Genomic DNA, 19860 nt, shown 5'->3' with positions numbered 1-19860 from the left:
ACAGCGCGCGCCACAGCAAGACGGGTGGTGTCGGACCGATATTTATTCGACCGATATACGCGATCAGCACGGGCATCCTGCCCCGGAAGTAGGAACATCGGAACGGGTCAGAACCCGAGCGCGTCGACTCCCACTACCCCGAACCGTGCGGTTCGGATTCGGGCCAGACGGCGTACAGCACCAGCCCGAGGCTCAACGCGGCCCCGAGCGCGAGCGACTCGAGGACGGTCACCTCGACGCCGAACCACGCCAGCACCGTCCGGAGCTCGACTACGACGGGGACGATGAAGGCGATGGCGACCAGCAACACCGCCGGCGAGAGCCGCACTAGCCCATCACCTCGGCGATGAGGGAGGGTACCGTCGCGAGTGCGCTCCGGATCGACTCGAGGCCCGCCGTAGCGACGTCGCTCCCGGCGGTCGCCACCGCGTCGACGAGGAGGTCGACGCTGAGGGGGAAGCCGCTGAACTCGTAGCCGAACAGGCCGCCGCGCTCGACGATCGAGAGCAGCGGGAACGCGTAGGCGAAGACGACGAGGGCGACGGCGATGGCCGTCCAGAGTTTGAGGTTGTCGAGGACCAGCGGCGCGTCTTCCGGACCCGACAGCGCTTCAGCGTAGGCGTTGCCGGGCACGGCACTGCTCCGGCTCCCGACGACGGTCAGGACCATATTCAGGAGGAACAGCAGCACCGAGACGGCCAGCAGGGTACCGCCGATGGCGATCTGGGCGTCGAGTTCGGCGACGGAGCCGACGCCGGCCTCGAAGGAGACGTCCTGGTACTGGGGTTCGGCGGTGCGGCGCGGGATGCTGAAGAGGCCGCCACGGTGCATGGCGTTCGACATCAGCGTCATGCCGACGAACCACAGCAGCACCTGGATCAGTCCGAGCGTCCGGTTCCAGATGTCCTTGCCGGTCAGTTGCGGGATGAACCAGTAGGAGGCGGCCATGAACGTCAGCGCCACCGCAGTGCCGACGGTGAGGTGGAAGTGGCCGACGATCCAGAACGTGTTGTGCACGAGGTAGTTGATGTTCATCCCGGCGTTGATCATGCCGGAGAAGCCGGCGGCGGCGAACATCAGGCCCGCGAGCGCCATCCCTGTGAAGACCGGGTCGCGCCAGGGGAGGGCCTTCAGCCAGCCGAGATAGCCCGTGCCGCCGCGCTGGCGAGCGCCGTGTTCGATGCTCGCGACGACGGTGAAGGCGGTCAGCAGGCTCGGCAGCAGCAGGAACATCGTGTTCGTCATCGCGATGAACTTGAAGCCCTCCGCGATGCCGGGATCGAGGTACTGGTGGTGGATCCCAGTCGGCACCGAGAGGATCAGGAACAGGACGAACACGACGCGCGCGAGCGGGTCGCTGAACAGTTTGCCGCCCGCGAGTTTCGGCAGCATGATGTACCACATCATGTACGCCGGCAGCAGCCAGAAGTAGACGACGGGGTGGCCGAAGAACCAGAACAGCGTCCTGGTGAGCGTCGGGTTGACCCCGTCGACGATGCCGAGCGTCCACGGCAGGATGAAGAAGATGATCGCGACGGCGACCCCGAGACTCGCGAGGTACCACATGATCGTCGTCGTGAGCACCATGAACGCCGGCAGCGGGATCCGCTCGTCGGGGTTGTCCTGCTTCCAGCGCCACCAGGTACGGATCCAGTCGAAGCCGGCGACCCACGTGCCGACGACGAAGACCGCGAGGCCGACGTAGAACAGCGGGTGGGCCTCGAGCGGCGCGTAGAAGGTAAACAGGACGTCGGCGCTCATCTCGACCGAGTCGACGAAGCCGGCGAACATGGGGATCGCAGCCAGCACGACGCCGACCACCATCATGGCGTACCAGCCCCAGGCGAACCGGCGACTGGGTAGCGGCCGGTCGAGGCTAGTCGTGATCGCCCACGTGAACACGCCTACGAGGAAGAAGATCGTGAACGTCAGCGCCAGCAACACGCCGTGGATGGTCAACACGGTGTAGTAGTCGGTCGAGTCGATGAACCGGAAGACGTTCGTCCGGTGTAACACCTGTACCAGCCCGAACAGGGCACCGACCGCGAGGGCGGCGAACGAACTCCAGAACGCCGCCTTGATCAGTTTCGCTTCGCCCGGGAACGCGTCGACGTAGGGAGTGGTCGTTCCGTTAGTCATCGTTTCCCTCCGTGTCGGTGTCGGCGTCGGAGCCGACGGTCACGTCGCCGCGTTCCGTCTCGCCGTCGACGGCCACGGACCAGTCGTGCTCGCCCTCGCCGAGGGTCGCGGCGTCGACGGTGAGCGTCACCGCTTCGCTGTCGGATCCGTCGATGGTAACCTCTTCTTCGAGCGTCTCGTCACCGATTTCGGCCTCGAGAGTAGTTTCGTGGGTCTCGACGAGGCCGTTGGTCACGGTGGCGGTGAGGGTTACCTCGCCGTCGGCCGCGACCGATTCGTCGGCCTCGACGGCGAGTTCGGTCAGGTCGAACTCGTTCTCCGGGACGACCTGGATCTGGCTCTCCATCCCGTGGTGACCGGAGCCACAGTACTCGTTGCAGATGACGCCGTACTCGCCGGGGTCGTCGAACTCGACGGTCATCGAGGAGATCTCGCCGGGGATGACCATCGTGTTGACGTTGGTACCGACGACGCTGAAACTGTGGATGACGTCGCCGCTGGTGACGTAGAACGTCACGTCGCTGTTCGCGGGCACTTCGATGGGATCGGGCCGGAAGGCGAACGAGCGAGCGACGACGTGTGCCTCGTACTCGTTCTCGGCGACCTGTTCGACGCCCGGATCGCCGAAGTCCTCGTGATCGGAGATCTCGTTCGGATCGATCGTCTCCTGGCTGTCGTCGATCATCGCGATGCCGATGCCGACCGAGCCGTAGGTGATCGTCGCGATGAAGCCGACGATCAACAACATCGCGGCGACCAGCCAGAGTTTCTCGTAGCTGTGAACGTTCATACCACTCCGACCCCCGTTCCGAGCCAGCCGACGACCGTCGGGCCGTTCCCGAGGAATTCGACGAAGTACATGAACAACCACATTGCGACCAGAATCAGGAAGTACAACCCGATGAGCACGAGCGTCCCGATCGGATCGTACTCGTCGTGGCCGATCTCACGAACCAGCTCGTCCTCCACTGGTTCGTCGACCTGTCGTTCTGTAGTCGAACTCATAGCCGATCATAGGGATAATCGGTATCTTATCGTCGGGTGCTGTTCCAACACGGTGGGAAATCCTGTATCGTTTAAGTAGCAGCTATACTCTGGTTCCAATATGGACCTTCACGAACTCCCGCCGCGACGGCTCCTCGTGGTCGGGCTCCTGGCGATTCTCCCGCTCGCGTGGTACGGTCTCGAGGGATCGCTGACCGCTGGCGTCGTCTCCGCGGTCAACGTCCTGTTGATCCTGACCTGCCTGTACGTGGCGTTTTCTCCCGTCGAAGGCCACGAGGAACACGGCACGAACGGCGCGGCGTCGTAACCCTCTATGCTCGAACTGGACGCGGCGGTCACCCTGACGGTACTCGAGCACGGGCACGATCACAGTACCGCAGCGGTCGCCGCCGAGAACGTCGACCTGCTGCTACTGCTGCTCGTCGGCCTGCTCGCCGGCGTCCACTGTCTCGGGATGTGTGGCCCGCTGGTGACGACGTACGCCGATCGGATGACCGCCACCGACCGCGACGGCGCTCGAGGTCGGGGGAGCCACCTCTCCGTGTTCGAGGTCCGCCAGCACGGGCTGTTCAACCTCGGTCGGACGGCCAGCTACGCGGTGATCGGCGGCCTGTTCGGCCTGCTCGGGGGTCTCGCGTTCACGTCGACCGACGCCGTCGTCGCGACGGGCAATTCGGTCCGCGGTGCCGTCGGCATCCTGGTCGGCGTCGCGATCATCGCCAGCGGCCTCTACTACCTGCGCGGGCAGGCCGGGCTTCCCCACGGCCTCCCCCTCGTCGGCCCGCTGTTCCGGTGGCTCTCCGGCCTGCTGGCCAGCCGCGTCGACCGGCTGGCGAGGTCACCGGGAATCGTCGCCCTCGGGGCGGTCCACGGGCTGTTGCCGTGTCCGATCATCTATCCGGCCTACCTCTACGCCTTCGCGCTGGGCGACCCGATCCGGGGGGCGCTGTCGCTGGCCGCGCTCGGTCTCGGGACGATCCCGACGTTGTTCCTCTACGGCACCGTACTCTCCTCGATCGAACCGGAGACCCGCGTTCGCCTCCACCGGGCGCTCGGCGTCGGCTTCCTCGTGCTCGGCTACGTACCGCTCCAGCACGGTCTGATGCTGTACGGCATCGACTTCCTGCCACACCTGCCGTTGCCGTTCTACCAGCCGCTGTAACCGATCCGCGATGACGGTACCAGTACCGGAACCGGACCGCGACGCGACCCCCTCCTCGAGCGCGGACGGCTGTGCCCTCTGTGACCTCCCGCTCCCGGACGATCCCTTCGTCGGGAGCGACCTCGAGGGCCGGTTCTGCTGTCGTGGCTGTCTCGAGGTCGCCCGGACGCTCGAGTCGGTCGACGATGTCGAGCGTGAGACCGTCCGATCGCGCGCGGACGAGGAGGCGAAGGACCTCGATGCACTCGACGGCGAGGAGACGTTCGTTCACGTCGACGGTATGCACTGTTCGACCTGCGAGGCGTTCCTCGAGGCGCGCGCGGAGTCGATCGACGACGTCCGCGGGGCCGCGGCCAGTTACGCGACGGAGACGATGCGCGTCGTCTACGATCCGGACCGGCTGTCGGCCGAGGCGGTGTCCGAACGCATCTCGGGGTATGGCTATCGAGCCAGCGAACGCGGGACGGAGGGGACGGCGGACGCCGACGGCGAGCGGGACCTCGTGAAGTTCCTGGTCGGCGGCGGCCTCTTCGGGATGATGGTGATGGTCTGGTACGCCGTCTTCCTCTATCCGACCTACTTCGGGTACGACCCCGTCGCCGACTTCGGTTCGTACGACGGCTACTACGTCGCGGTCCACATCTGGCTCATGACCTCGTTCGTCCTCTTCTACACGGGGTGGCCGATTCTTCGGGGTGCCGTCGTTAGCCTGCGGGCGGGCGTACCCAACATGGACTTGCTCGTCGCGACCGCCGCAGTGGGGGCCTACGCCTACAGCACGCTCGCGATGGTCCTCGGACGGACCGACTTCTACTTCGACGTCACCGTCGCGGTCGTCCTCGTCGTCACCGGCGGTGCCTACTACGAGGACCGGATCAAACGCCGCGCCACGGGCCTGCTTTCGGAACTGACCGAACAGCAGGTCGACGAAGCGCGCCTCGAGAACGGCGAGACCGTCCCGCTCGAGGAGGTCTCGCCCGGTGACCGCCTGCTCGTCAAACCCGGCGAGCGCGTCCCGCTGGACGGCGAGGTGTGCGAGGGCCAGGCGGCGGTCGACGAGTCGCTCGTGACCGGCGAGTCGGTACCGGTCGAGACGGAACCCGGCGACCCCGTCCGGGGCGGGACCGTGGTGACGGACGCCCCGCTCGTCGTCGCGGTGGGCGAGGAGGCCGAGAGCACGCTCGATCGGCTCGTCTCCGTCCTCTGGTCGATCCAGAGCGCGCGGCCGGGCGTCCAGCGGCTGGCCGACAAACTCGCGACGGTCTTCGTGCCGCTCGTCCTCTCGCTGGCGGCGCTCGCGACCCTCGGGTTGCTGGCGACGGGCTCGACCCTCTCTGCGGCGCTTCTGGTCGGGTTGACCGCCGTCATCGTCTCCTGTCCCTGCGCGCTGGGGCTGGCGACGCCGCTGGCGGTTGCCGCCGGGATCCAGGCCGCGGCGAAACGCGGCATCGTCGTCGCCGCGGAGACGCTGTTCGAGGATGCGCCGGACGTCGACGTCGTCGTCCTCGACAAGACCGGCACGCTAACGACGGGCGCGATGACCGTCACCGACGTCCACGCCCCCAGGAGCGACGCCGCCCGACTCCACCGCCGCGCGGCGGCCGTCGAGGCGCTCTCGGCGCACCCGATCGGCGACGCCATCGTCGAGGCGCTTCCCGACGACGGCTCGAGGGACGGCGACTCGAGCGACGACGCCCCGACGAACGTCTCGGTCGAGGCGTTCGAACGGGACCGTCGCGGCGTCAGCGGCGTCGTCGACGGCGACCGTGTGGTCGTGGGCCACCCGGACTACCTCCGCGAACGAGGGCTGAAGCTTCCCGCTGAACTCGAGTCCCGCGTCGAGACGGCTCGAGCGGCCGGGGACGTCCCCGTCGTGGTCGGCTGGGACGGCCGCGCACGCGGCGTGATCGTCGTCGGCGATACCCCGCGGGAGTCCTGGCGCGAGGCGGTCGCGACCCTCGGCGAGGGACGGGAGGTGATCGTTCTCACCGGCGACGAGGGGGCGGCCGCCGACCGGTTCCGCGCCGTCGCGGGCGTCGACGAGGTGTTCGCCGGCGTGCCGCCGGAGGGGAAAGCCGAGACTGTCCGGCGACTTCGCTCCCGCGGGACGGTCGCGATGGTCGGCGACGGGAGCAACGACGCGCCGGCGCTCGCGGCGGCAGACGTCGGCATCGCGATGGGCAGCGGGACGAAACTCGCGACCGACGCCGCGGACGCGGTGATCGTCGGCGACGACCTTTCGGCCGTCAGCGAGACGCTCGCGATCGCCCGCCGCACGAACCGTCGGATCCGCCAGAACCTCGGCTGGGCGTTCGTCTACAACGCCGTCGCCATCCCGCTCGCGATCACCGGCCTGTTGAACCCGCTGCTGGCCGCCCTCGCGATGGGCTCGAGCAGCCTCCTCGTCGTGCTCAACTCCGCCCGGTCGATCTGACGGGCCGTCGGCTCCCGAAAACGACAAATTACTTGGTCGTCGTCTCGAAATTCGACACGTAGCAGCTATGAGTCCGGACGTCGCCGGAGTGCCGAGCTCCATCGCGCTCGCCGTCGTGAAGACGCTCAGTCTGGTCGTCGGCGGGCTGATCACGTTGCTGGCCTACCGCGCCTACCGCCGCACGCGACAGCGGGCGCTGGGACTGCTGGCGCTCGGGTTCGGGCTCGTGACGCTCGGACTCGTCCTCGCGGGGACCCTCTACGAACTGCTGGACGTCGCCCTCCAGACCGGCATCCTCCTCGAGAGCCTGTTGATGCTCGCCGGCTTCCTGGTGATCGCCTACTCGCTGTACGTTACCTGATCGCCGGTCGTCGTCGATAGCGGCGAATTCCCGTTCGATCGGTATGCGTGTCCGGTCAGTCAGCCGACCCGTCGTCGGGCGTTCGTTCGGTTCCAGCGGCGACTGCGGTTTCGATTCCGGTGAACAGTCCGTACAGACACAGGGAGAGACCGATGACGATCACCAGACCGACCGTGATGGTAGCGAGGACCAACCCTTGCCACTCGAGTTCCGTCCAGTCGGGAAACAGCGCGTAGCCGACGGACGCGAGGATCCCACCGGAAACGGCTGCAGCGATCGGTCTGCCGTAGCTCATATCGATCCTCTTCGTACCGAAGGCATACTTTTCTTTCCTGAGTGACGGATCCGGTAGAAGGTGGGTGCTCGACTCGAGCCTCGATCAGGCGTCGCTGGCCGTCTCGAAGCCCCGGAGGATCCCCTGGCCGTCGGTCGGTCCGATCTCGGGCAGCGTGGCGCGTTCGGGGTGGGGCATCAACACGGCGACGGTCTCGCGGTCGCCGAGCACGCCCGCGACGTCGTGCTTCGAGCCGTTCGGGTTCACGTCGGGGCCGGTCTCGCCGTCCTCGTCGCAGTAGCGGAAGAGGATTCGGTCCTCGGCCTCGAGCTCGGCGAGGCGGTCGTCGTCGATCTCGTACCGGCCCTCGCCGTGGGCGATGGGAACCTCGATGACCTCGCCTTCCTCGTAGGCGGCGGTCCAGGGCGTGTCCGCACGTTCGACCCGCAGGTAGACGTGCTCGCACTGGAACCGGGCGCTCTCGTTCGTGGTAAAGGCTCCCTCGGTCAGCCCGGACTCGCAGCCGATCTGGGCCCCGTTACAGACGCCGAGCACGGGCACGCCGTCGGCCGCGGCCTCACGGACCGCTTCCATGATCGGCGACCGGGCGGCCATCGCACCGGCCCGGAGGTAGTCCCCGTAGGAGAACCCGCCCGGCAGGACGATTCCTGAGGTGTCGGCGGGGAGACCGTCCTCGTGCCAGACGATCTCGGCGTCGATGCCGAGGTGTTCGAGGGCGCGCGCGGCGTCGCGGTCGCAGTTCGAGCCGCCGAAGCGGACGATCGACACTGTCACAGTCGACACCCCTCGGTGTGTCGACCGACAGTGTCGGTCGTCGTGATCGAAACCGTCATTTAGCGTTCGGCGACCTCCACGTCGTAGTCGTGGATGGTCGGGTTCGCCAGCAGCCGTTCGGCCATCTCGTCGGCGCGCTCGCGGGCCTCGTCCGCCGAGGCGGCCTCGAGGTCGACCTCGAAGCGGTCGGCCGAGCGAAGGGCCTCGAGTTCGAAGCCCAGCCGTTCCAGGGCCTGCTTCGTCGTCTCAGCCTCCGGATCGAGGACGCCGCGTTTGAGTCGAACCGTCACCGTCGCGGTGTAGGCGGTCATCACCCGAAACCCCGCATCCGTGCTCAAAAACGCTTTCGCCTCGCCGTCGTATTCCACGTTCGTGGATACTCGTCGGCGTCGACGGGCTCCGTCCACCGACCGGACCGAAACCCGGCGTAACGGAGCGTCTCTCCGGACGGCGAGCCGTCCGGTCTCGAGTCGGCTATGACCCCGAACGTCGGTGAGCGTCGCTACCAAATCGATCGGCGTCAGTTCTCCGTCGTCGGGAGGTCGATCGGTTCGCCGTCGGCGTAGACCGTCGGGTCGCGGAGGATACCGTCGAGGTGCAGCGGAGCCTCCGTCTCGCCGCCGATGCTGGCGTTGTCGCCGATGGCGATGTGGACGGTTCCGGCGGCCTTCTCGTCTAACAGCACGGAGCCGACGAGTTCCTCGACGCCGACGTTCGTCCCGATACCGAGTTCGGCGAGGTTGTACGCCGCGTCGCCGACCTCGTCTGCGGCGTCCTCGACCTGTCGGCGGATCTCGTCGTCCGAGATGTCGGTGACGAGGCCGTCCTCGACGACGAACTCGAGTTCCTGGCCGTCCTCGAGCAGGCCGTGGGGGCGCATCGTCCCGTCGACGACGTAGGTGCCGTCGGCCGATTCGGGGCTGACGAACACCTCGCCGGCGGGGAGATTGGAGAACGAGCCGGGGTCGCTCACGTCGCCGGTGTCCTCGTGCCACTCGCGGTCGCCGATCGCGAACGCAATGTCGGTACCCCGCTCGGTGGTCACGCGCACCTCGTCGGCGTCGACGACCTGCTCGAGGGTCTCCTCGCAGGCCTCCCGGATGCGGTCGTAGTCGGCGTCGAGGCCGGCGACGAAGACGTCCTCGGTGATGCCAGGCAGCGTCGATCCGCGGCCGCCCGCCGCGGTGGCCTCGGACCGGGCGCGGGTGTGACTCAGGCTCTTGGTCGTCGGCGCGAGGAAGGCGTCGGCTCCGGCCAGGGCGGCCGCGACGGGTTCGGGCGGCTCCTCGCCGTGTTGCTCGCCCGGCGAGTAGCGAACGATGGCCGCGTCGTCGGTGATCTCGCTGGCCACGGCGTAGAGGGCCTCGCCGACCGATTCGCGCTCGTCGTCGGTGACGACGACGCAGGACTCGTCGCCCCGGAGTTCCAGACACTGTTCGACGGCCGTCTCGGCGGCCGCGCGGAGTTCTGACATACGCGTACTGTCGCGCGAGCGGGCCGAAATGTTTTGCCATCCGCGGGTCCGGCTCGCGACGCGCGTCGCGCGCTCGGCTCAGTCGGGCTCCTCCGACCACGGCCACTCGACGGGCGGCACGAACGGCGCGACCGTGACCGTGTACCGGAAGATGGTCGCGATGCGGAGCACGTAGACCATCACCAGCACCAGCGGCGCGGCGACGAGCGCGAGCGTGGCGCAGACGACCGGCTCGAGCGGGGCCGAGGTGAGTACCGTCGGCGGGTTCGTCTCGTAGGCCAGCGGGACGAGCAACGCGGCGACGAGGGCCGGAAAGCCGACGACGATGAACTGCCGCGACAGCTGGGCGAGCTCCTGGTGGAGGGCGACGGTCTTGAAGTACTGGCGGAAGACGGTGACCGCGCCGAGCAGTTCGGCGATCGTCTCGAGCGCGTCCCGCTCGTCGGCGGTGAGGTGCTCGTACCGCTCGGTCAGGAGTTCGTCGGTGCGGTCGAAGTGGTGGGCGAAGTCCGGACCCGCCAGCGTCGAGATGACCTTCTCGGGCGGCATCTCGCTCGAGACCTCCTGGACGATTCCGGCGTACTCGTCGACGTTGTCGGCGTAGGTCTCGATCTCGTCGGCGACCGCCTCGTCCCGGCGGGCGTACTCGTCCGGCAACCGGTCGGCCTGCTCCGCGACGATCCCGCCGATGAAGGAGATGAACGACGCGATCCGGATCGGCGGCGAGGGGTGGTCGGCGATGTCGCCGACGCTCTCGCGCAGCTCCGTCCCGCCCTCGTGTTTCTCCTGGAGCCGATCGAGCGTCCCGAAGACCCGCGAGGAGATCAGCTGGTTGATCGCCAGCGTCACCGAGATCAGCGAGAAGAGCCCGGCGACGACGCCGCTTCCCAGTATCGACTGGATCGGACTCCTGGGGCCGACCGAGAGCTCGCCGGCCGCGACGAGCGCCCACGCGAGCGCGAAGAAGGCGACCGTGATCCCCGCCGTGATGAGGAGCCGGTTCCCCTCGAGAACGACCCACCGAATCAGGGTGTCGTACCCCGTGTCGACGTCGCGTCCCGGCTGGATATCCATGCGGTCACTCATCCCGCGACCGCTTACGACGTTTGGGGCGCAGAGCGAAAGCCCCGTAAACCGCGGGGGCTCGAGCGCGAGACGAGAACTCGAAACCGAGTACTAGTCCGGCGAGAAGGCTCGAAACGGTTATCCCGCTCGGTAGTGGACTGCCGGACACATGATTCAGGTCGCGATCAACGGCTACGGCACGATCGGCAAACGCGTCGCGGACGCCGTCCGTGCCCAGCCCGACATGGAGGTACTGGGCGTCGCCAAAACGCGCCCGAACTTCGAGGCCGAGACGGCCGTCGACAAGGGGTTCGACCTCTACGCCGCCGTCGAAGAGCGCGCCGACCGGTTCGCCGAGGCGGGCCTCGAGATCGCCGGTCCCGTCGAGGACCTCGTGGACGCGGCCGACGTCGTCGTCGACGCCACGCCCTCGGGAATCGGCGCGGAGAACAAGTCGATGTACGAGACCTACGACACGCCGGCGCTCTATCAGGGCGGCGAGGACGCAGACCTCGTCGACACCAGCTTCAACGCCCGGTCGAACTTCGAGGACGCCACGGGAGCCGACCACGTCCGGGTCGTCTCCTGTAACACGACCGGCCTCTCGCGCGTGATCGCCCCGCTGCGCGAGGCATACGGCATCGAGAAGGTCCGCGCGACGCTCGTCCGCCGCGGCGGCGACCCCGCCCAGACCGGTCGCGGCCCGATCAACGACATCCTGCCGAACCCGGTCACCATCCCCTCGCACCACGGCCCCGACGTCGAGACCATCTTCGACGACCTGGACATCGATACGCTGGGCATGAAGGTGCCCGCGACGCTGATGCACATGCACAGCCTCAACGTCACCCTCGAGGAGGCGGTCGAGGCCGCCGAGGTCCGCGACCTGTTCGCCGACGAATCGCGCCTGTTCCTGATCCCCGAAGAGCTGTCGATCGACGGCAGCGGGAAACTCAAGGAGTACGCCATGGACGTCGGCCGTCCGCGAGGGGACATCTGGGAGAACTGTATCTGGGAGGAGTCGATCTCGACGGTCGGCAGGGACCTCTATCTGTTCCAGGGCATCCACCAGGAGTCCGACGTCGTCCCCGAGAACGTCGACGCGATCCGCGCCGTGCTGGGCGCGGCCGACGCCGAGGAGAGCATCGAGACGACCGACGAGACGCTCGGCATCGGGCTGTAGACCGAACCTGCACGGGTCATTCGGACGCTGCCGGACGACCATACGGACTGGCCGTCGAGGCCGACGAGAAGCGGCGACAGTCCGCCAAACCGGTTCGACAGGTGAGTCCGACAGAAAGTTTTTCCCAGCCCCTCCCTAACACACTCCCATGCGACGAGACGACCGCGACGAGCCCTTCGACGACCTGTTTCGGGAAATCGAGCGGATGATGAACGAGATGATGAACGGTGCCGACGGGAACGTCAGTTTCGACTCCCAGGGTCCCACCGACAACGGCTTCGGCATGGACACCCACGTCGACATCCACGAAACCGACGACGAGGTCCGCGTCGTCGCCGACCTCCCCGGCGTCGAGAAGGACAACATCGAACTCGAGTGCGACGGCAAGGTGTTGACCATCTCGGCCGGAACGGAGCACCGCCAGTACGACGAACGCGTCTCCCTGCCGACCCGCGTCAACGAACACACCGCCTCCGCGACGTACAACAACGGCGTCCTCGAGGTCGTCTTCGATCCCGCCGAACAGTCCTCCGATATCAGTCTCGAGTAACGCGGTCGTCGCTGTCCTCTCCCTCTTCTCGCGTTCTCGTCACCGCGTCGGTACTCCATCCCTCTCGCGTTTCCTCGACCGGCCAGCGACTGGTCCCGGAGTCGCTCGTTCAGCCGAGTGCGACGCCCGGGACGCCTCCGGTGCCGATCTCGATGATCCCGCTGCGATACACCACGACGCCGTAGCCCAGTAGCGTGATCTCCAGCAGGGTAGCGTCCGCGCCACCGTCGCTTTTGGTCGTCTCCTGCAGGGCGAACGTGATCGCCGTCGGCGTCGCCTCGCCCGCCGAGAGCGACGCGAACGCGTCGGCCGGCACGTCGCGAATCGTCCCCTCGACGGTGAACGCGATCGCACCGGGGGTCGTCCCGAACGGATCGCCGCTCCCGTCGCTCGTCGGATCGAGCGCGGTCACGTCCGGCGACAGCTCGTCCGCATCGGTCGTCGTCACGCCGACGTCCACGCTCTCGAGTCGAAGCGTCGGCTCGCCCGTGAGGTCGACGGTCACCGGCGTCGAGCCGTCGACGGTAAACGCGACTTCGGTCGGCTGCAGGGTCGTGCCCTCGAACTCGCCGAGTAACGCCTCGGAGACCGTGAGCACGCCCTCGGCGACGAAGTCGATCCGGTCCGGGGGACGCGTCTCGACGACGGCGTCGGAGAGGCGGGCGTGTTCGTGTTCGTCGAGCTGGATGGTGAGCCCCATCGTCCTCCTCGCGTAGAGGACGCTCGCAGGGATGAATCGCACCCGTGATAATACAGACGCCCGCCCGTTGCCGGGTTTCGGCGCGGGGACCGCCTGCGTCAGTTCCCGCCGGCGGACACTTGCGGTGTCTGCGAGGGCAAGGCCAGGGTTTCCTTCCGCTGCGGACCGACGCCAGGCTATGGCCGACGAGGACGACATCGACGACCTGCTCGCGGAACTCGACGAGCAAACCGACCTCGAGACGTCCCAGCAACGGCTCTCGATCCGGACGGAGAGCCGTCGCTACGACAAGCCGGTGACGATCGTCGAGGGGTTCGACCTCGAGACGAGCGAGATCGAGTCGATCGCCTCCGACCTGAAGAGCGCGATGGGCACCGGGGGCACCGTCGCCGACGACCGGATCGAACTCCAGGGTGACCACCGGGATCGGGTGCCCGACCTGCTTCGGGACCGCGGGTTCGACGTGCGCGAGTGAGGATCGCGCGATCGGAAAATCTGCGTATTGACCGGTGAGTTCGAACGGAGGATGACGAATCGAAGCGTCCTGCTATCGTGGACACGAGGGGTAGCCACACCCTCCCCAACCGATTCGCTCCCGCTGGTCGCTCATCCCTCGCACGGTGTCGGTCGAGCGCCCTCCCTTTCGGTCGGCCGCTCGACAGCGCGCGCCACCGCACGTGGTTGGCCAGATACGGAACGGTAACTACACCCCCTGTACGTATCGTTCGTGGGAGAACGGGTGAGCGGAGACGCGAACTGTGCGATGACTCCGTCTCCGACGAAGTGAAGCCCTTATGTTCGGCGCGACGACACACCGAGGTAATGATCCCCGGGGCGGACGAGTACGGCGTCGAGATCGAGATCGACGAGGCCGCGATCGACGACCTGCTGGGCGTCGGTCCGGACGACGTCGCGGCTCCCTCCGAACTGACGTTCGCCCGCAACGTCTTCGTGCCGCTGACGACGGCCTGCCGGTACACCTGCACCTACTGCACCTACTTCGATCCGCCCGGCCAGGCCTCGCTGCTCTCGCTCGAGGAGGTCCGCGAGATCTGCCGTCGCGGCGCGGACGCCGGCTGTACGGAGGCGCTCTTTACGTTCGGCGACGATCCCGACGACCGCTACACCGAGATCCACGCGCAACTCGAGGAGTGGGGTCACGACTCGATCCACACGTACCTGCGCGCGGCCTGCGAGGTCGCTTTGGAGGAGGGGTTGCTCCCCCACGCGAATCCGGGCGACCAGACTCGCGAACAGATGGCCACGGTCGCGGACGTCAACGCCAGCATGGGCGTGATGCTCGAGACGACCGCCGACGTCGGCGCTCACGCCGGCCCGCGGCAGAAGGAACCGGGCCAGCGCCTGCGCACGATCGAGAACGCGGGCGAACTCGACGTCGCGTTCACGACGGGCATCCTCGTCGGCATCGGCGAGGAGTGGCGCGACCGCGCGGAGAGCCTGCTGGCCATCCGCGAGATGCACGAGCGCTACGACCACGTCCAGGAGGTGATCGTCCAGCCGGTCGTCAACAACGAGCGCTGGTCCGACGGCTCCCCGGACCTCGAGACGATGCGCCGCGTGACGGCGATGGCCCGCGCCGCGCTCCCCGAGGAGATCTCAGTGCAGGTGCCGCCGAACCTCGCGCCCGCCCGGGAGCTGATCGACTGCGGGGTCGACGATCTGGGCGGCGTCTCACCGGTCACCGACGATCACATCAACCCCGACTACGCGTGGCCCGCGCTGCGCGAACTCGAGGAGATCGCCGCCCACGCCGACCTGCCGCTGGGGGAGCGGCTGCCAGTCTACGAGCGGTTCCTGCCCGCCGACCTGCGACCCGACGACTTCGACGGCGTTCCCGCCGCGGGGACCGACCCCGATCACGCGACCGAACGCGAGTGGATTTCGCCCACGATCCGCGAGGCGCTCACCGCCGACGACGAGGCCGGACAGCGGCACCGTCGCGTTCTCGAGGGCGATCTGACCTAACGGAACCGGCGACCGTCACGTCGCTGTCGGGGCTGTCGATCGCCGTCCCCGTACCGTCCTCCGCTTCGCGTCTCTCCTGTCGCAGAAAGTTCCATGGAGAGGAACAGCCGCGGAGGAACTCGTACCGACCCCAATCTACTGTCGTAAAGCAACTTCTCTGCTTCTGTCTCACGAGATACACAATCAAAATTATGAGTTTCCGAACAGTTCCGAAATGTCCCCATCCGAATTTTCTATGGCTTTTGTGAGTGGGCCGTAATCGACATCGCTGGTTTCGATCCCGTCTTTTGAGACGACGATAGTCTTCTCAGGGCCTAAACCATACATAATTGATGCATGGGTCCCTGGTTCGACAACGACCATCGTATCTAACTCATCCGTACCCTGAAAATACTTTTTCGCCAACTGCTCTCCATATGCGGTTGCATCAACAACACCATTTTTAATCGTCTCAGGATGGGCACCGACCCAATGGCCGAAGGCTGTATGTGCTGGATTTTCTGTATCACTGTAGGAGATATTCAATTGATATATAATTAGTCCGTCTCTAGTGGTACTTTGTGCCACTGTCTCGTGTGGTTCGAGCCCATAGTCACGGAAATACTCATCTATCTTGTTAAACTGCGTTGATTCGAATACTTGATCTTTTAAACGCGACGCTTCGTCTTCCGGGAGGTCTGTTATGGAGTTCCGCTGACTCTCTTTACCTTCCATTTTATTTTAACTATGTGTGGTAAGTTCAATAAATTTACTGGTACATATAAACTGATGGTCCTTGACTACTTGACTTCAGTACTTCACGAACAATTCGGTACAGCGTATTCCAAACGTCGAACAGCAGATGTTTTAATGCAGTTTGGAGTAGACTCCTACAACGGTTGTGGAAATTTGGCTGGAAAGATTAACTGCAGTTCTAATCTGGCTTCGGTCGCAGAGGGATTTCAGGAATTATTGCAGCGCATAGAAGCCAGCACTTTCGTGGGTCGCTTGTAAAGCGTGCGAAGAATCTGAAAAGAGTCCCTACCGCGTTTTCCGATCCAGAACGTACGCTGTCGTCGTCACGCATAGGATGACTATCCCGAGGAGACGCGTCGCTCACGCAGTGAGAATTTTCGTGAAAAACGGAGCTATCGCGACGAGGCCGAGTATCGCGAACCACCAGGATCCGATCACTAGCAGCAGAAGTACGAATAGCACGCCGATGACGGACGCGACGACCTTTTGAAACAGTGAAACGTACATTAAACGAAACTTCACGAATCAGTTACAAAAATACGTCGGAAAACCGACCGTACGACCCGCCGTCGCTGGACGCGCTACTCCCGTTCGCCGGCCCCTAACGCGGCTTCGCCGACCTTCTCGTGGCCCTCGATGACCTCCTGGCCGTCCATATAGGGCCGCAGCGCCTCCGGCACGGTGACGGTGCCGTCCTCGTTCTGGTAGTACTCGAGGATGGCCACCATCACGCGGGGAAGCGCCAGCCCCGAGGCGTTCAGCGTGTGGAGGTACTCGGCCGACTCGTGGCGCTCGGGCCGATATCGGAGGCCGGCGCGGCGGGCCTGGAAGTCCTCGAAGTTCGACGCGCTCGAGACCTCGAGCCAGCGGCCGCCCTCTTCGGGGCCGTCGTCCATGTCGTCGGCGGGGGCCCAGACCTCGATGTCGTAGGTCTTGGCGCTCGCGAACGTCAGATCGCCGGTACAGAGTTCGAGGATGCGGTAGGGAAGCTCGAGGCGTCGGAGCACTTCCTCGGCTTCCTCGAGCAGGCCCTCGAGGCGGTCGTAGCTCTCCTCGGGTTCGACGAAGTTGACGAGTTCGACCTTGTTGAACTGGTGGACCCGGACGATGCCGCGGGTCTCGGTCCCGTGTTCGCCGGCCTCCCGGCGGAAGTTCGGCGAGTAGGCCTGATGCTTGAGCGGGAGGTCCTCCTTGAGGAGGATGTCGTCGGCGTACATGTTGGTGACCGGGACCTCCGCGGTGGGACAGAGCCAGAGGTCGTCGTCCGCGTATTCCTCGTCGTTGCTCCCGCCTAGGCGGTAGGCGTCGTCGACGAACTTGGGGAACTGGCCGGTCCCACGCATGGCCTCGCTCGTGACGGGCACCGGCGGGAAGACGTCGACGTAGCCCTGCTCGCGGTGGATATCGAGCATGAACTGAATCAACGCGTGTTCCAAGCGTGCGCCGTCGCCCTTGAGGAAGTAAAAGCCCGAGCCAGTCGTCTTGGCTCCGCGGCCCTCGTCGATGATGTCCAGTTCCTCGCCGAGTTCGTAGTGGGGAACCACCTCGTCGGCGTCGACCCGCAGGTCGTCGAAGCCCCAGCGGCGATCCTCGACGTTGTGGCGTTCCTCGAGCCCCAGCGGGACGGTCTCGTGGGGGACGTTGGGAACCTCGAGCATCCGCTCGTCGAGTTCGTCCTTGAGGTCGGCCGCCTCGGCCTCGACCTCCTCGAGTTCGGCCTTGAGCGCTTTCGACTCCTCGATGGCCGCCTCGCGTTCCTCCTCGTTTTCCTTGCCGGTCAACTTCCCGATCCGCTTCGACACCTGGTTGCGCTCGTGGCGGAGTTCGTCGCCTTTCGCTTTCAGCTCCCGCCAGCGTTCGTCGAGTTCGAGGAGTTCGTCGACGTCGACGTCGGCCCCCCGATTCTCGACGGCGTCGCGTACCTCCTCGGGGTTCTCGCGCAGGTAGCTCCGGTCGATCATCGGCCGTGGGTTCTTTGCGGCCGTCCAAAACCGTGTCGGAAAACGTCGTCGAGCGAACCGCCCGAACGTCGGCCGAACGGCGCTGTCGGACGACGGACTGCGTCGCCGTGGGACCCCTCAATACCGCGTCTGGAAGTGCCGCACGGCGTCGAAGAACTCCTCGCGCTTGCGCTCGAGGAAGATGAAGTGCGTCCCGCCGGCGATCTCGACGTAGCGCTTGTGGTGATCGACCGATCCGACGGCGTCGTAGAGGTTCAACGCGCCCTCCCGGGAGATGGTCTCGTCGCTCGAGGCCCGAATGACGAGCGTCGGATCGTCGATGTGCCGGGGGTGGTACTGCTGCCGTTGCAACACGAGCGGGTTGATGATCGTCTGGGGATCGGTTCCGATCGCCTGGTTCGAATCGAAGATCGCTCGCCAGGTCGCGCCGACCACCTCCTCGGCGGTGTACTCGGGGCCGCCGACCCACCAGTCGACGGTCGCGCCGTCGGGTACTTCGGCGAGCCAGGCCGCCTCGAACTCCTCGCGCGTGTGCGGCAGGTACGCCGGCCCCTCGGGATCGGCCCCGACCTCGAGCGTGTCGAACGACCCGCCTGCGAGCGTGACCGTCGCGTAGTCGGGGTCGCCGAGCGCGTAGACCGCCCGCCCACGCCAGGTGCCGCCCGACAGCCCGACGTAGTGGATGCGGTCGAACCCGCGTTCTTCGCGGAGCCACTGCGTCAGCTGGAGGATGTCCCTGGCCTCGCGTTCGAACGACAGCGGCGGCGTATTCGCTTCGGGCGGTTCGCCGTACTCCGGTGGTAGTTCCGTCTCGCCGTAGCCCCGCATGTCCGGCGCGAAGGCCGCCTGCCCCTGTGCGGCCGCGTACTGGAGCCAGCCGAACTCCTCGTCGACGGGCGGATCGAACATCGAGACGGCCCCGTAGGTCATCCCGTGGACGAAGATGACTGCCTCGTCGGGGTCCTCGACCGCGGTGCGCTCCCAGACCCGCAACCGGTGCCCGTCGTCCATCCGCAGGTCGTGTGCCGTCGGCTTCCACGGTGCGTCCGTTGGAAGCGTGCGACCCGACTCGTGATCGGAACCGCCCTCGTAGTCGTCCCCAGCCAGGACGGTGCCCGTCGTGTTCAGTGCCGTCGCCCCGATTCCCGCCGTTCCCGCGAGAAACGCCCGTCTGGGCGTCCGTTCCGTCGAGCGCTCGCCGTCGCGTGACATACGCATTGTACCACCAACAGACCGGACGAAAACGATAACTGATGGTTTCGAGAACGCCCGTTCCGGGACCTAGGACTGTCCTCGAGCGCAACTACCGCCAGTCGGCTCGGCGTTCACTCGCGAAGCGACCGGACGTCCCGCTCGAGGGCGTCGGCCGCTCCATCGGGGAGCCGGTCGAGCCAGGCGACCTCCTGGACCGTCTCCCCTGCGACGGTCGGCTCGTCGGCCACCGGTTGCCCGGTGACCGTCCCCGTCACGAGGACGTCGGCACTGGTGACCGACCGCTCCCCGTCCTCGAGCCGGAAGGTCACCTCCCGAAGCCGAACCGGTTCCTCGATCGTGATCCGCACGTCCGTCAGTGATTCGGCCAGTCGCTCGGCGGCCGCCGTCCAGTCGTCGTCCGGATCGACGGGCGTTGCGGGCAGCGTCCAGCCCCGCGGCCCGTCGGCGATCAGCAACACCGCGTCGCGGTCGTTCACCAGCCCGAGGGTGACGTGATCCTCGAGGTCGCGGGCCGTATCGAACTCCGGTCGCGTCACCGTTCGCGTCTCGGTCTCGACCGTCACGTCGTCGCGTTCGCGGAGCGTGTCGAGCTCGAGCGTCTGATCCATGCGTGACTCGAGGTAGCTCCGCGAGGAAAAGCTATGGAAACGCGCTCGAGAGAAAACCGATCGAACTCGCTTTCGGTGCTGTGCTGAGAGCGTTGGAGAAACTCGTTACGCGAGTTTCTCGATATTCTCGCGGCCGTGCCGCGAGAGTCCGAGCGACGCTACGCGAGTCGCTCGATATTCACGCGGTTACTCCGCGAGAGTGCGAGAAGCTCC

23 protein-coding genes are annotated in these 19860 nt (G+C 66.3%); 8 read left to right on the top strand and 15 right to left on the bottom strand.

What is annotated here, in order from left to right:
- Positions 1-133: 133 nt before the first annotated feature.
- Genes TX79_RS15605 through TX79_RS15590 form a run of 4 tightly spaced genes read right to left on the bottom strand, consistent with a single transcriptional unit; the run spans position 134 to position 3144 of the window.
- On the bottom strand, positions 134-328 hold the full coding sequence (locus TX79_RS15605) for a hypothetical protein (protein ID WP_049928573.1): 195 nt from the start codon (positions 326-328) through the stop codon (positions 134-136).
- Positions 328-2139 (bottom strand): b(o/a)3-type cytochrome-c oxidase subunit 1, encoded by a 1812-nt coding sequence (locus TX79_RS15600; RefSeq protein ID WP_049928572.1) that lies wholly within the window; start codon positions 2137-2139, stop codon positions 328-330. The genes TX79_RS15605 and TX79_RS15600 overlap by 1 nt, the downstream gene beginning before the upstream one ends.
- The gene (locus TX79_RS15595) at positions 2132-2929 is read right to left on the bottom strand and encodes a cupredoxin domain-containing protein (protein WP_049928571.1); all 798 of its coding nucleotides are present in this window, start codon (positions 2927-2929) and stop codon (positions 2132-2134) included. Before TX79_RS15595 ends, TX79_RS15600 begins: the two co-directional genes overlap by 8 nt.
- On the bottom strand, positions 2926-3144 hold the full coding sequence (locus tag TX79_RS15590; RefSeq protein ID WP_049928570.1) for a hypothetical protein: 219 nt from the start codon (positions 3142-3144) through the stop codon (positions 2926-2928). Before TX79_RS15590 ends, TX79_RS15595 begins: the two co-directional genes overlap by 4 nt.
- A 100-nt stretch (positions 3145-3244) precedes the next feature.
- Between TX79_RS15590 and TX79_RS15585 the strand changes: the two genes are divergently transcribed.
- The 4 genes from TX79_RS15585 (at position 3245) to TX79_RS15570 (ending at position 7101) form a co-directional block, all read left to right on the top strand.
- Entirely contained in the window at positions 3245-3451 is a 207-nt protein-coding gene (locus tag TX79_RS15585) for a hypothetical protein (protein ID WP_049928569.1), read from the top strand.
- A 6-nt stretch (positions 3452-3457) separates the two neighbouring features.
- Positions 3458-4306 carry a sulfite exporter TauE/SafE family protein gene (locus TX79_RS15580; protein ID WP_081655615.1) on the top strand — a complete coding sequence of 283 codons (849 nt, stop codon included), beginning with the start codon at positions 3458-3460 and terminating at the stop codon, positions 4304-4306.
- A 10-nt stretch (positions 4307-4316) separates the two neighbouring features.
- A complete protein-coding gene (locus TX79_RS15575) occupies positions 4317-6740 on the top strand; it encodes a heavy metal translocating P-type ATPase (protein ID WP_049928568.1) in 2424 nt (807 codons plus the stop codon).
- Between the two features lie 67 nt (positions 6741-6807).
- Positions 6808-7101 (top strand): DUF7521 family protein, encoded by a 294-nt coding sequence (locus TX79_RS15570; RefSeq protein WP_049928567.1) that lies wholly within the window; start codon positions 6808-6810, stop codon positions 7099-7101.
- A 55-nt stretch (positions 7102-7156) separates the two neighbouring features.
- Here the strand turns inward: TX79_RS15570 and TX79_RS15565 are convergent, their stop codons facing one another.
- The 5 genes from TX79_RS15565 to TX79_RS15545 all read right to left on the bottom strand — a co-directional run bounded on the left by TX79_RS15565 (position 7157) and on the right by TX79_RS15545 (position 10718).
- Complete coding sequence (locus TX79_RS15565) at positions 7157-7396, bottom strand: hypothetical protein (RefSeq protein ID WP_049928566.1); 240 nt, start codon at positions 7394-7396, stop codon at positions 7157-7159.
- Positions 7397-7480: 84 nt separating this feature from the next.
- The gene (gene purQ, locus TX79_RS15560; RefSeq protein ID WP_049928565.1) at positions 7481-8170 is read right to left on the bottom strand and encodes a phosphoribosylformylglycinamidine synthase I; all 690 of its coding nucleotides are present in this window, start codon (positions 8168-8170) and stop codon (positions 7481-7483) included.
- Between the two features lie 59 nt (positions 8171-8229).
- A complete protein-coding gene (gene purS, locus TX79_RS15555; RefSeq protein WP_049929225.1) occupies positions 8230-8481 on the bottom strand; it encodes a phosphoribosylformylglycinamidine synthase subunit PurS in 252 nt (83 codons plus the stop codon).
- A 209-nt stretch (positions 8482-8690) separates the two neighbouring features.
- Positions 8691-9644, bottom strand: coding sequence for an aminopeptidase (locus TX79_RS15550; protein WP_049928564.1), 954 nt, complete (start codon positions 9642-9644; stop codon positions 8691-8693).
- Positions 9645-9722: 78 nt separating this feature from the next.
- Complete coding sequence (locus tag TX79_RS15545) at positions 9723-10718, bottom strand: hypothetical protein (protein ID WP_049928563.1); 996 nt, start codon at positions 10716-10718, stop codon at positions 9723-9725.
- A gap of 160 nt (positions 10719-10878) precedes the next feature.
- Here TX79_RS15545 and TX79_RS15540 point away from each other — a divergent pair, with 160 nt between their 5' ends.
- The gene (locus TX79_RS15540) at positions 10879-11892 is read left to right on the top strand and encodes a type II glyceraldehyde-3-phosphate dehydrogenase (RefSeq protein ID WP_049928562.1); all 1014 of its coding nucleotides are present in this window, start codon (positions 10879-10881) and stop codon (positions 11890-11892) included.
- Between the two features lie 148 nt (positions 11893-12040).
- Complete coding sequence (locus tag TX79_RS15535) at positions 12041-12442, top strand: Hsp20/alpha crystallin family protein (RefSeq protein WP_049928561.1); 402 nt, start codon at positions 12041-12043, stop codon at positions 12440-12442.
- Positions 12443-12551: 109 nt separating this feature from the next.
- Here TX79_RS15535 and TX79_RS15530 read toward each other — a convergent pair whose 3' ends face one another.
- A complete protein-coding gene (locus TX79_RS15530; RefSeq protein ID WP_154660560.1) occupies positions 12552-13142 on the bottom strand; it encodes a hypothetical protein in 591 nt (196 codons plus the stop codon).
- Between the two features lie 178 nt (positions 13143-13320).
- On the opposite strand from TX79_RS15530, the gene TX79_RS15525 reads away from it, so the two are divergent.
- Complete coding sequence (locus TX79_RS15525) at positions 13321-13617, top strand: translation initiation factor (protein ID WP_049928559.1); 297 nt, start codon at positions 13321-13323, stop codon at positions 13615-13617.
- A gap of 347 nt (positions 13618-13964) precedes the next feature.
- Positions 13965-15128: a 7,8-didemethyl-8-hydroxy-5-deazariboflavin synthase subunit CofG gene (gene cofG / locus TX79_RS15520; RefSeq protein ID WP_049928558.1), complete on the top strand. Its 1164-nt coding sequence runs from the start codon at positions 13965-13967 to the stop codon at positions 15126-15128.
- Between the two features lie 189 nt (positions 15129-15317).
- On the opposite strand, the gene TX79_RS19410 is transcribed toward cofG, so the two are convergent.
- The 5 genes from TX79_RS19410 to TX79_RS20115 form a co-directional block, all read right to left on the bottom strand.
- Positions 15318-15842, bottom strand: a complete 525-nt coding sequence (locus tag TX79_RS19410) for a hypothetical protein (RefSeq protein ID WP_154660559.1) — start codon at positions 15840-15842, stop codon at positions 15318-15320.
- A gap of 602 nt (positions 15843-16444) precedes the next feature.
- Complete coding sequence (serS, locus tag TX79_RS15515; RefSeq protein WP_049928557.1) at positions 16445-17824, bottom strand: serine--tRNA ligase; 1380 nt, start codon at positions 17822-17824, stop codon at positions 16445-16447.
- Between the two features lie 117 nt (positions 17825-17941).
- Positions 17942-19036: an alpha/beta hydrolase gene (locus TX79_RS15510; protein ID WP_049928556.1), complete on the bottom strand. Its 1095-nt coding sequence runs from the start codon at positions 19034-19036 to the stop codon at positions 17942-17944.
- A 113-nt stretch (positions 19037-19149) separates the two neighbouring features.
- Entirely contained in the window at positions 19150-19647 is a 498-nt protein-coding gene (locus TX79_RS15505) for an NUDIX domain-containing protein (protein WP_049928555.1), read from the bottom strand.
- A gap of 158 nt (positions 19648-19805) precedes the next feature.
- The coding region (locus tag TX79_RS20115) for a hypothetical protein (RefSeq protein WP_394325001.1) at positions 19806-19860 on the bottom strand (55 nt) is incomplete at its 5' end.

The sequence above is a fragment of the Halopiger goleimassiliensis genome, assembly GCF_000455345.1.
GTDB lineage: Archaea > Halobacteriota > Halobacteria > Halobacteriales > Natrialbaceae > Halopiger_A > Halopiger_A goleimassiliensis.
This window is presented reverse-complemented; position numbering and strand designations above follow the sequence as displayed.

Bases quoted from the DNA above. Each gene is read 5' to 3' on its own strand.
- serS (WP_049928557.1), bottom strand. From the start codon at position 17,824: ATGATCGACCGGAGCTACCTGCGCGAGAACCCCGAGGAGGTACGCGAC.
- TX79_RS15540 (WP_049928562.1), top strand. From the start codon at position 10,879: ATGATTCAGGTCGCGATCAACGGCTACGGCACGATCGGCAAACGCGTC.
- TX79_RS15545 (WP_049928563.1), bottom strand. From the start codon at position 10,718: ATGGATATCCAGCCGGGACGCGACGTCGACACGGGGTACGACACCCTG.
- TX79_RS15575 (WP_049928568.1), top strand. From the start codon at position 4,317: ATGACGGTACCAGTACCGGAACCGGACCGCGACGCGACCCCCTCCTCG.
- TX79_RS15570 (WP_049928567.1), top strand. From the start codon at position 6,808: ATGAGTCCGGACGTCGCCGGAGTGCCGAGCTCCATCGCGCTCGCCGTC.
- TX79_RS15535 (WP_049928561.1), top strand. From the start codon at position 12,041: ATGCGACGAGACGACCGCGACGAGCCCTTCGACGACCTGTTTCGGGAA.
- TX79_RS15550 (WP_049928564.1), bottom strand. From the start codon at position 9,644: ATGTCAGAACTCCGCGCGGCCGCCGAGACGGCCGTCGAACAGTGTCTG.
- TX79_RS15525 (WP_049928559.1), top strand. From the start codon at position 13,321: ATGGCCGACGAGGACGACATCGACGACCTGCTCGCGGAACTCGACGAG.
- TX79_RS15505 (WP_049928555.1), bottom strand. From the start codon at position 19,647: ATGGATCAGACGCTCGAGCTCGACACGCTCCGCGAACGCGACGACGTG.
- TX79_RS15530 (WP_154660560.1), bottom strand. From the start codon at position 13,142: ATGGGGCTCACCATCCAGCTCGACGAACACGAACACGCCCGCCTCTCC.
- TX79_RS15590 (WP_049928570.1), bottom strand. From the start codon at position 3,144: ATGAGTTCGACTACAGAACGACAGGTCGACGAACCAGTGGAGGACGAG.
- TX79_RS15565 (WP_049928566.1), bottom strand. From the start codon at position 7,396: ATGAGCTACGGCAGACCGATCGCTGCAGCCGTTTCCGGTGGGATCCTC.
- TX79_RS19410 (WP_154660559.1), bottom strand. From the start codon at position 15,842: ATGGAAGGTAAAGAGAGTCAGCGGAACTCCATAACAGACCTCCCGGAA.
- cofG (WP_049928558.1), top strand. From the start codon at position 13,965: ATGATCCCCGGGGCGGACGAGTACGGCGTCGAGATCGAGATCGACGAG.
- TX79_RS15595 (WP_049928571.1), bottom strand. From the start codon at position 2,929: ATGAACGTTCACAGCTACGAGAAACTCTGGCTGGTCGCCGCGATGTTG.
- TX79_RS15585 (WP_049928569.1), top strand. From the start codon at position 3,245: ATGGACCTTCACGAACTCCCGCCGCGACGGCTCCTCGTGGTCGGGCTC.
- TX79_RS15600 (WP_049928572.1), bottom strand. From the start codon at position 2,139: ATGACTAACGGAACGACCACTCCCTACGTCGACGCGTTCCCGGGCGAA.
- TX79_RS15580 (WP_081655615.1), top strand. From the start codon at position 3,458: ATGCTCGAACTGGACGCGGCGGTCACCCTGACGGTACTCGAGCACGGG.
- TX79_RS15510 (WP_049928556.1), bottom strand. From the start codon at position 19,036: ATGTCACGCGACGGCGAGCGCTCGACGGAACGGACGCCCAGACGGGCG.
- purS (WP_049929225.1), bottom strand. From the start codon at position 8,481: ATGACCGCCTACACCGCGACGGTGACGGTTCGACTCAAACGCGGCGTC.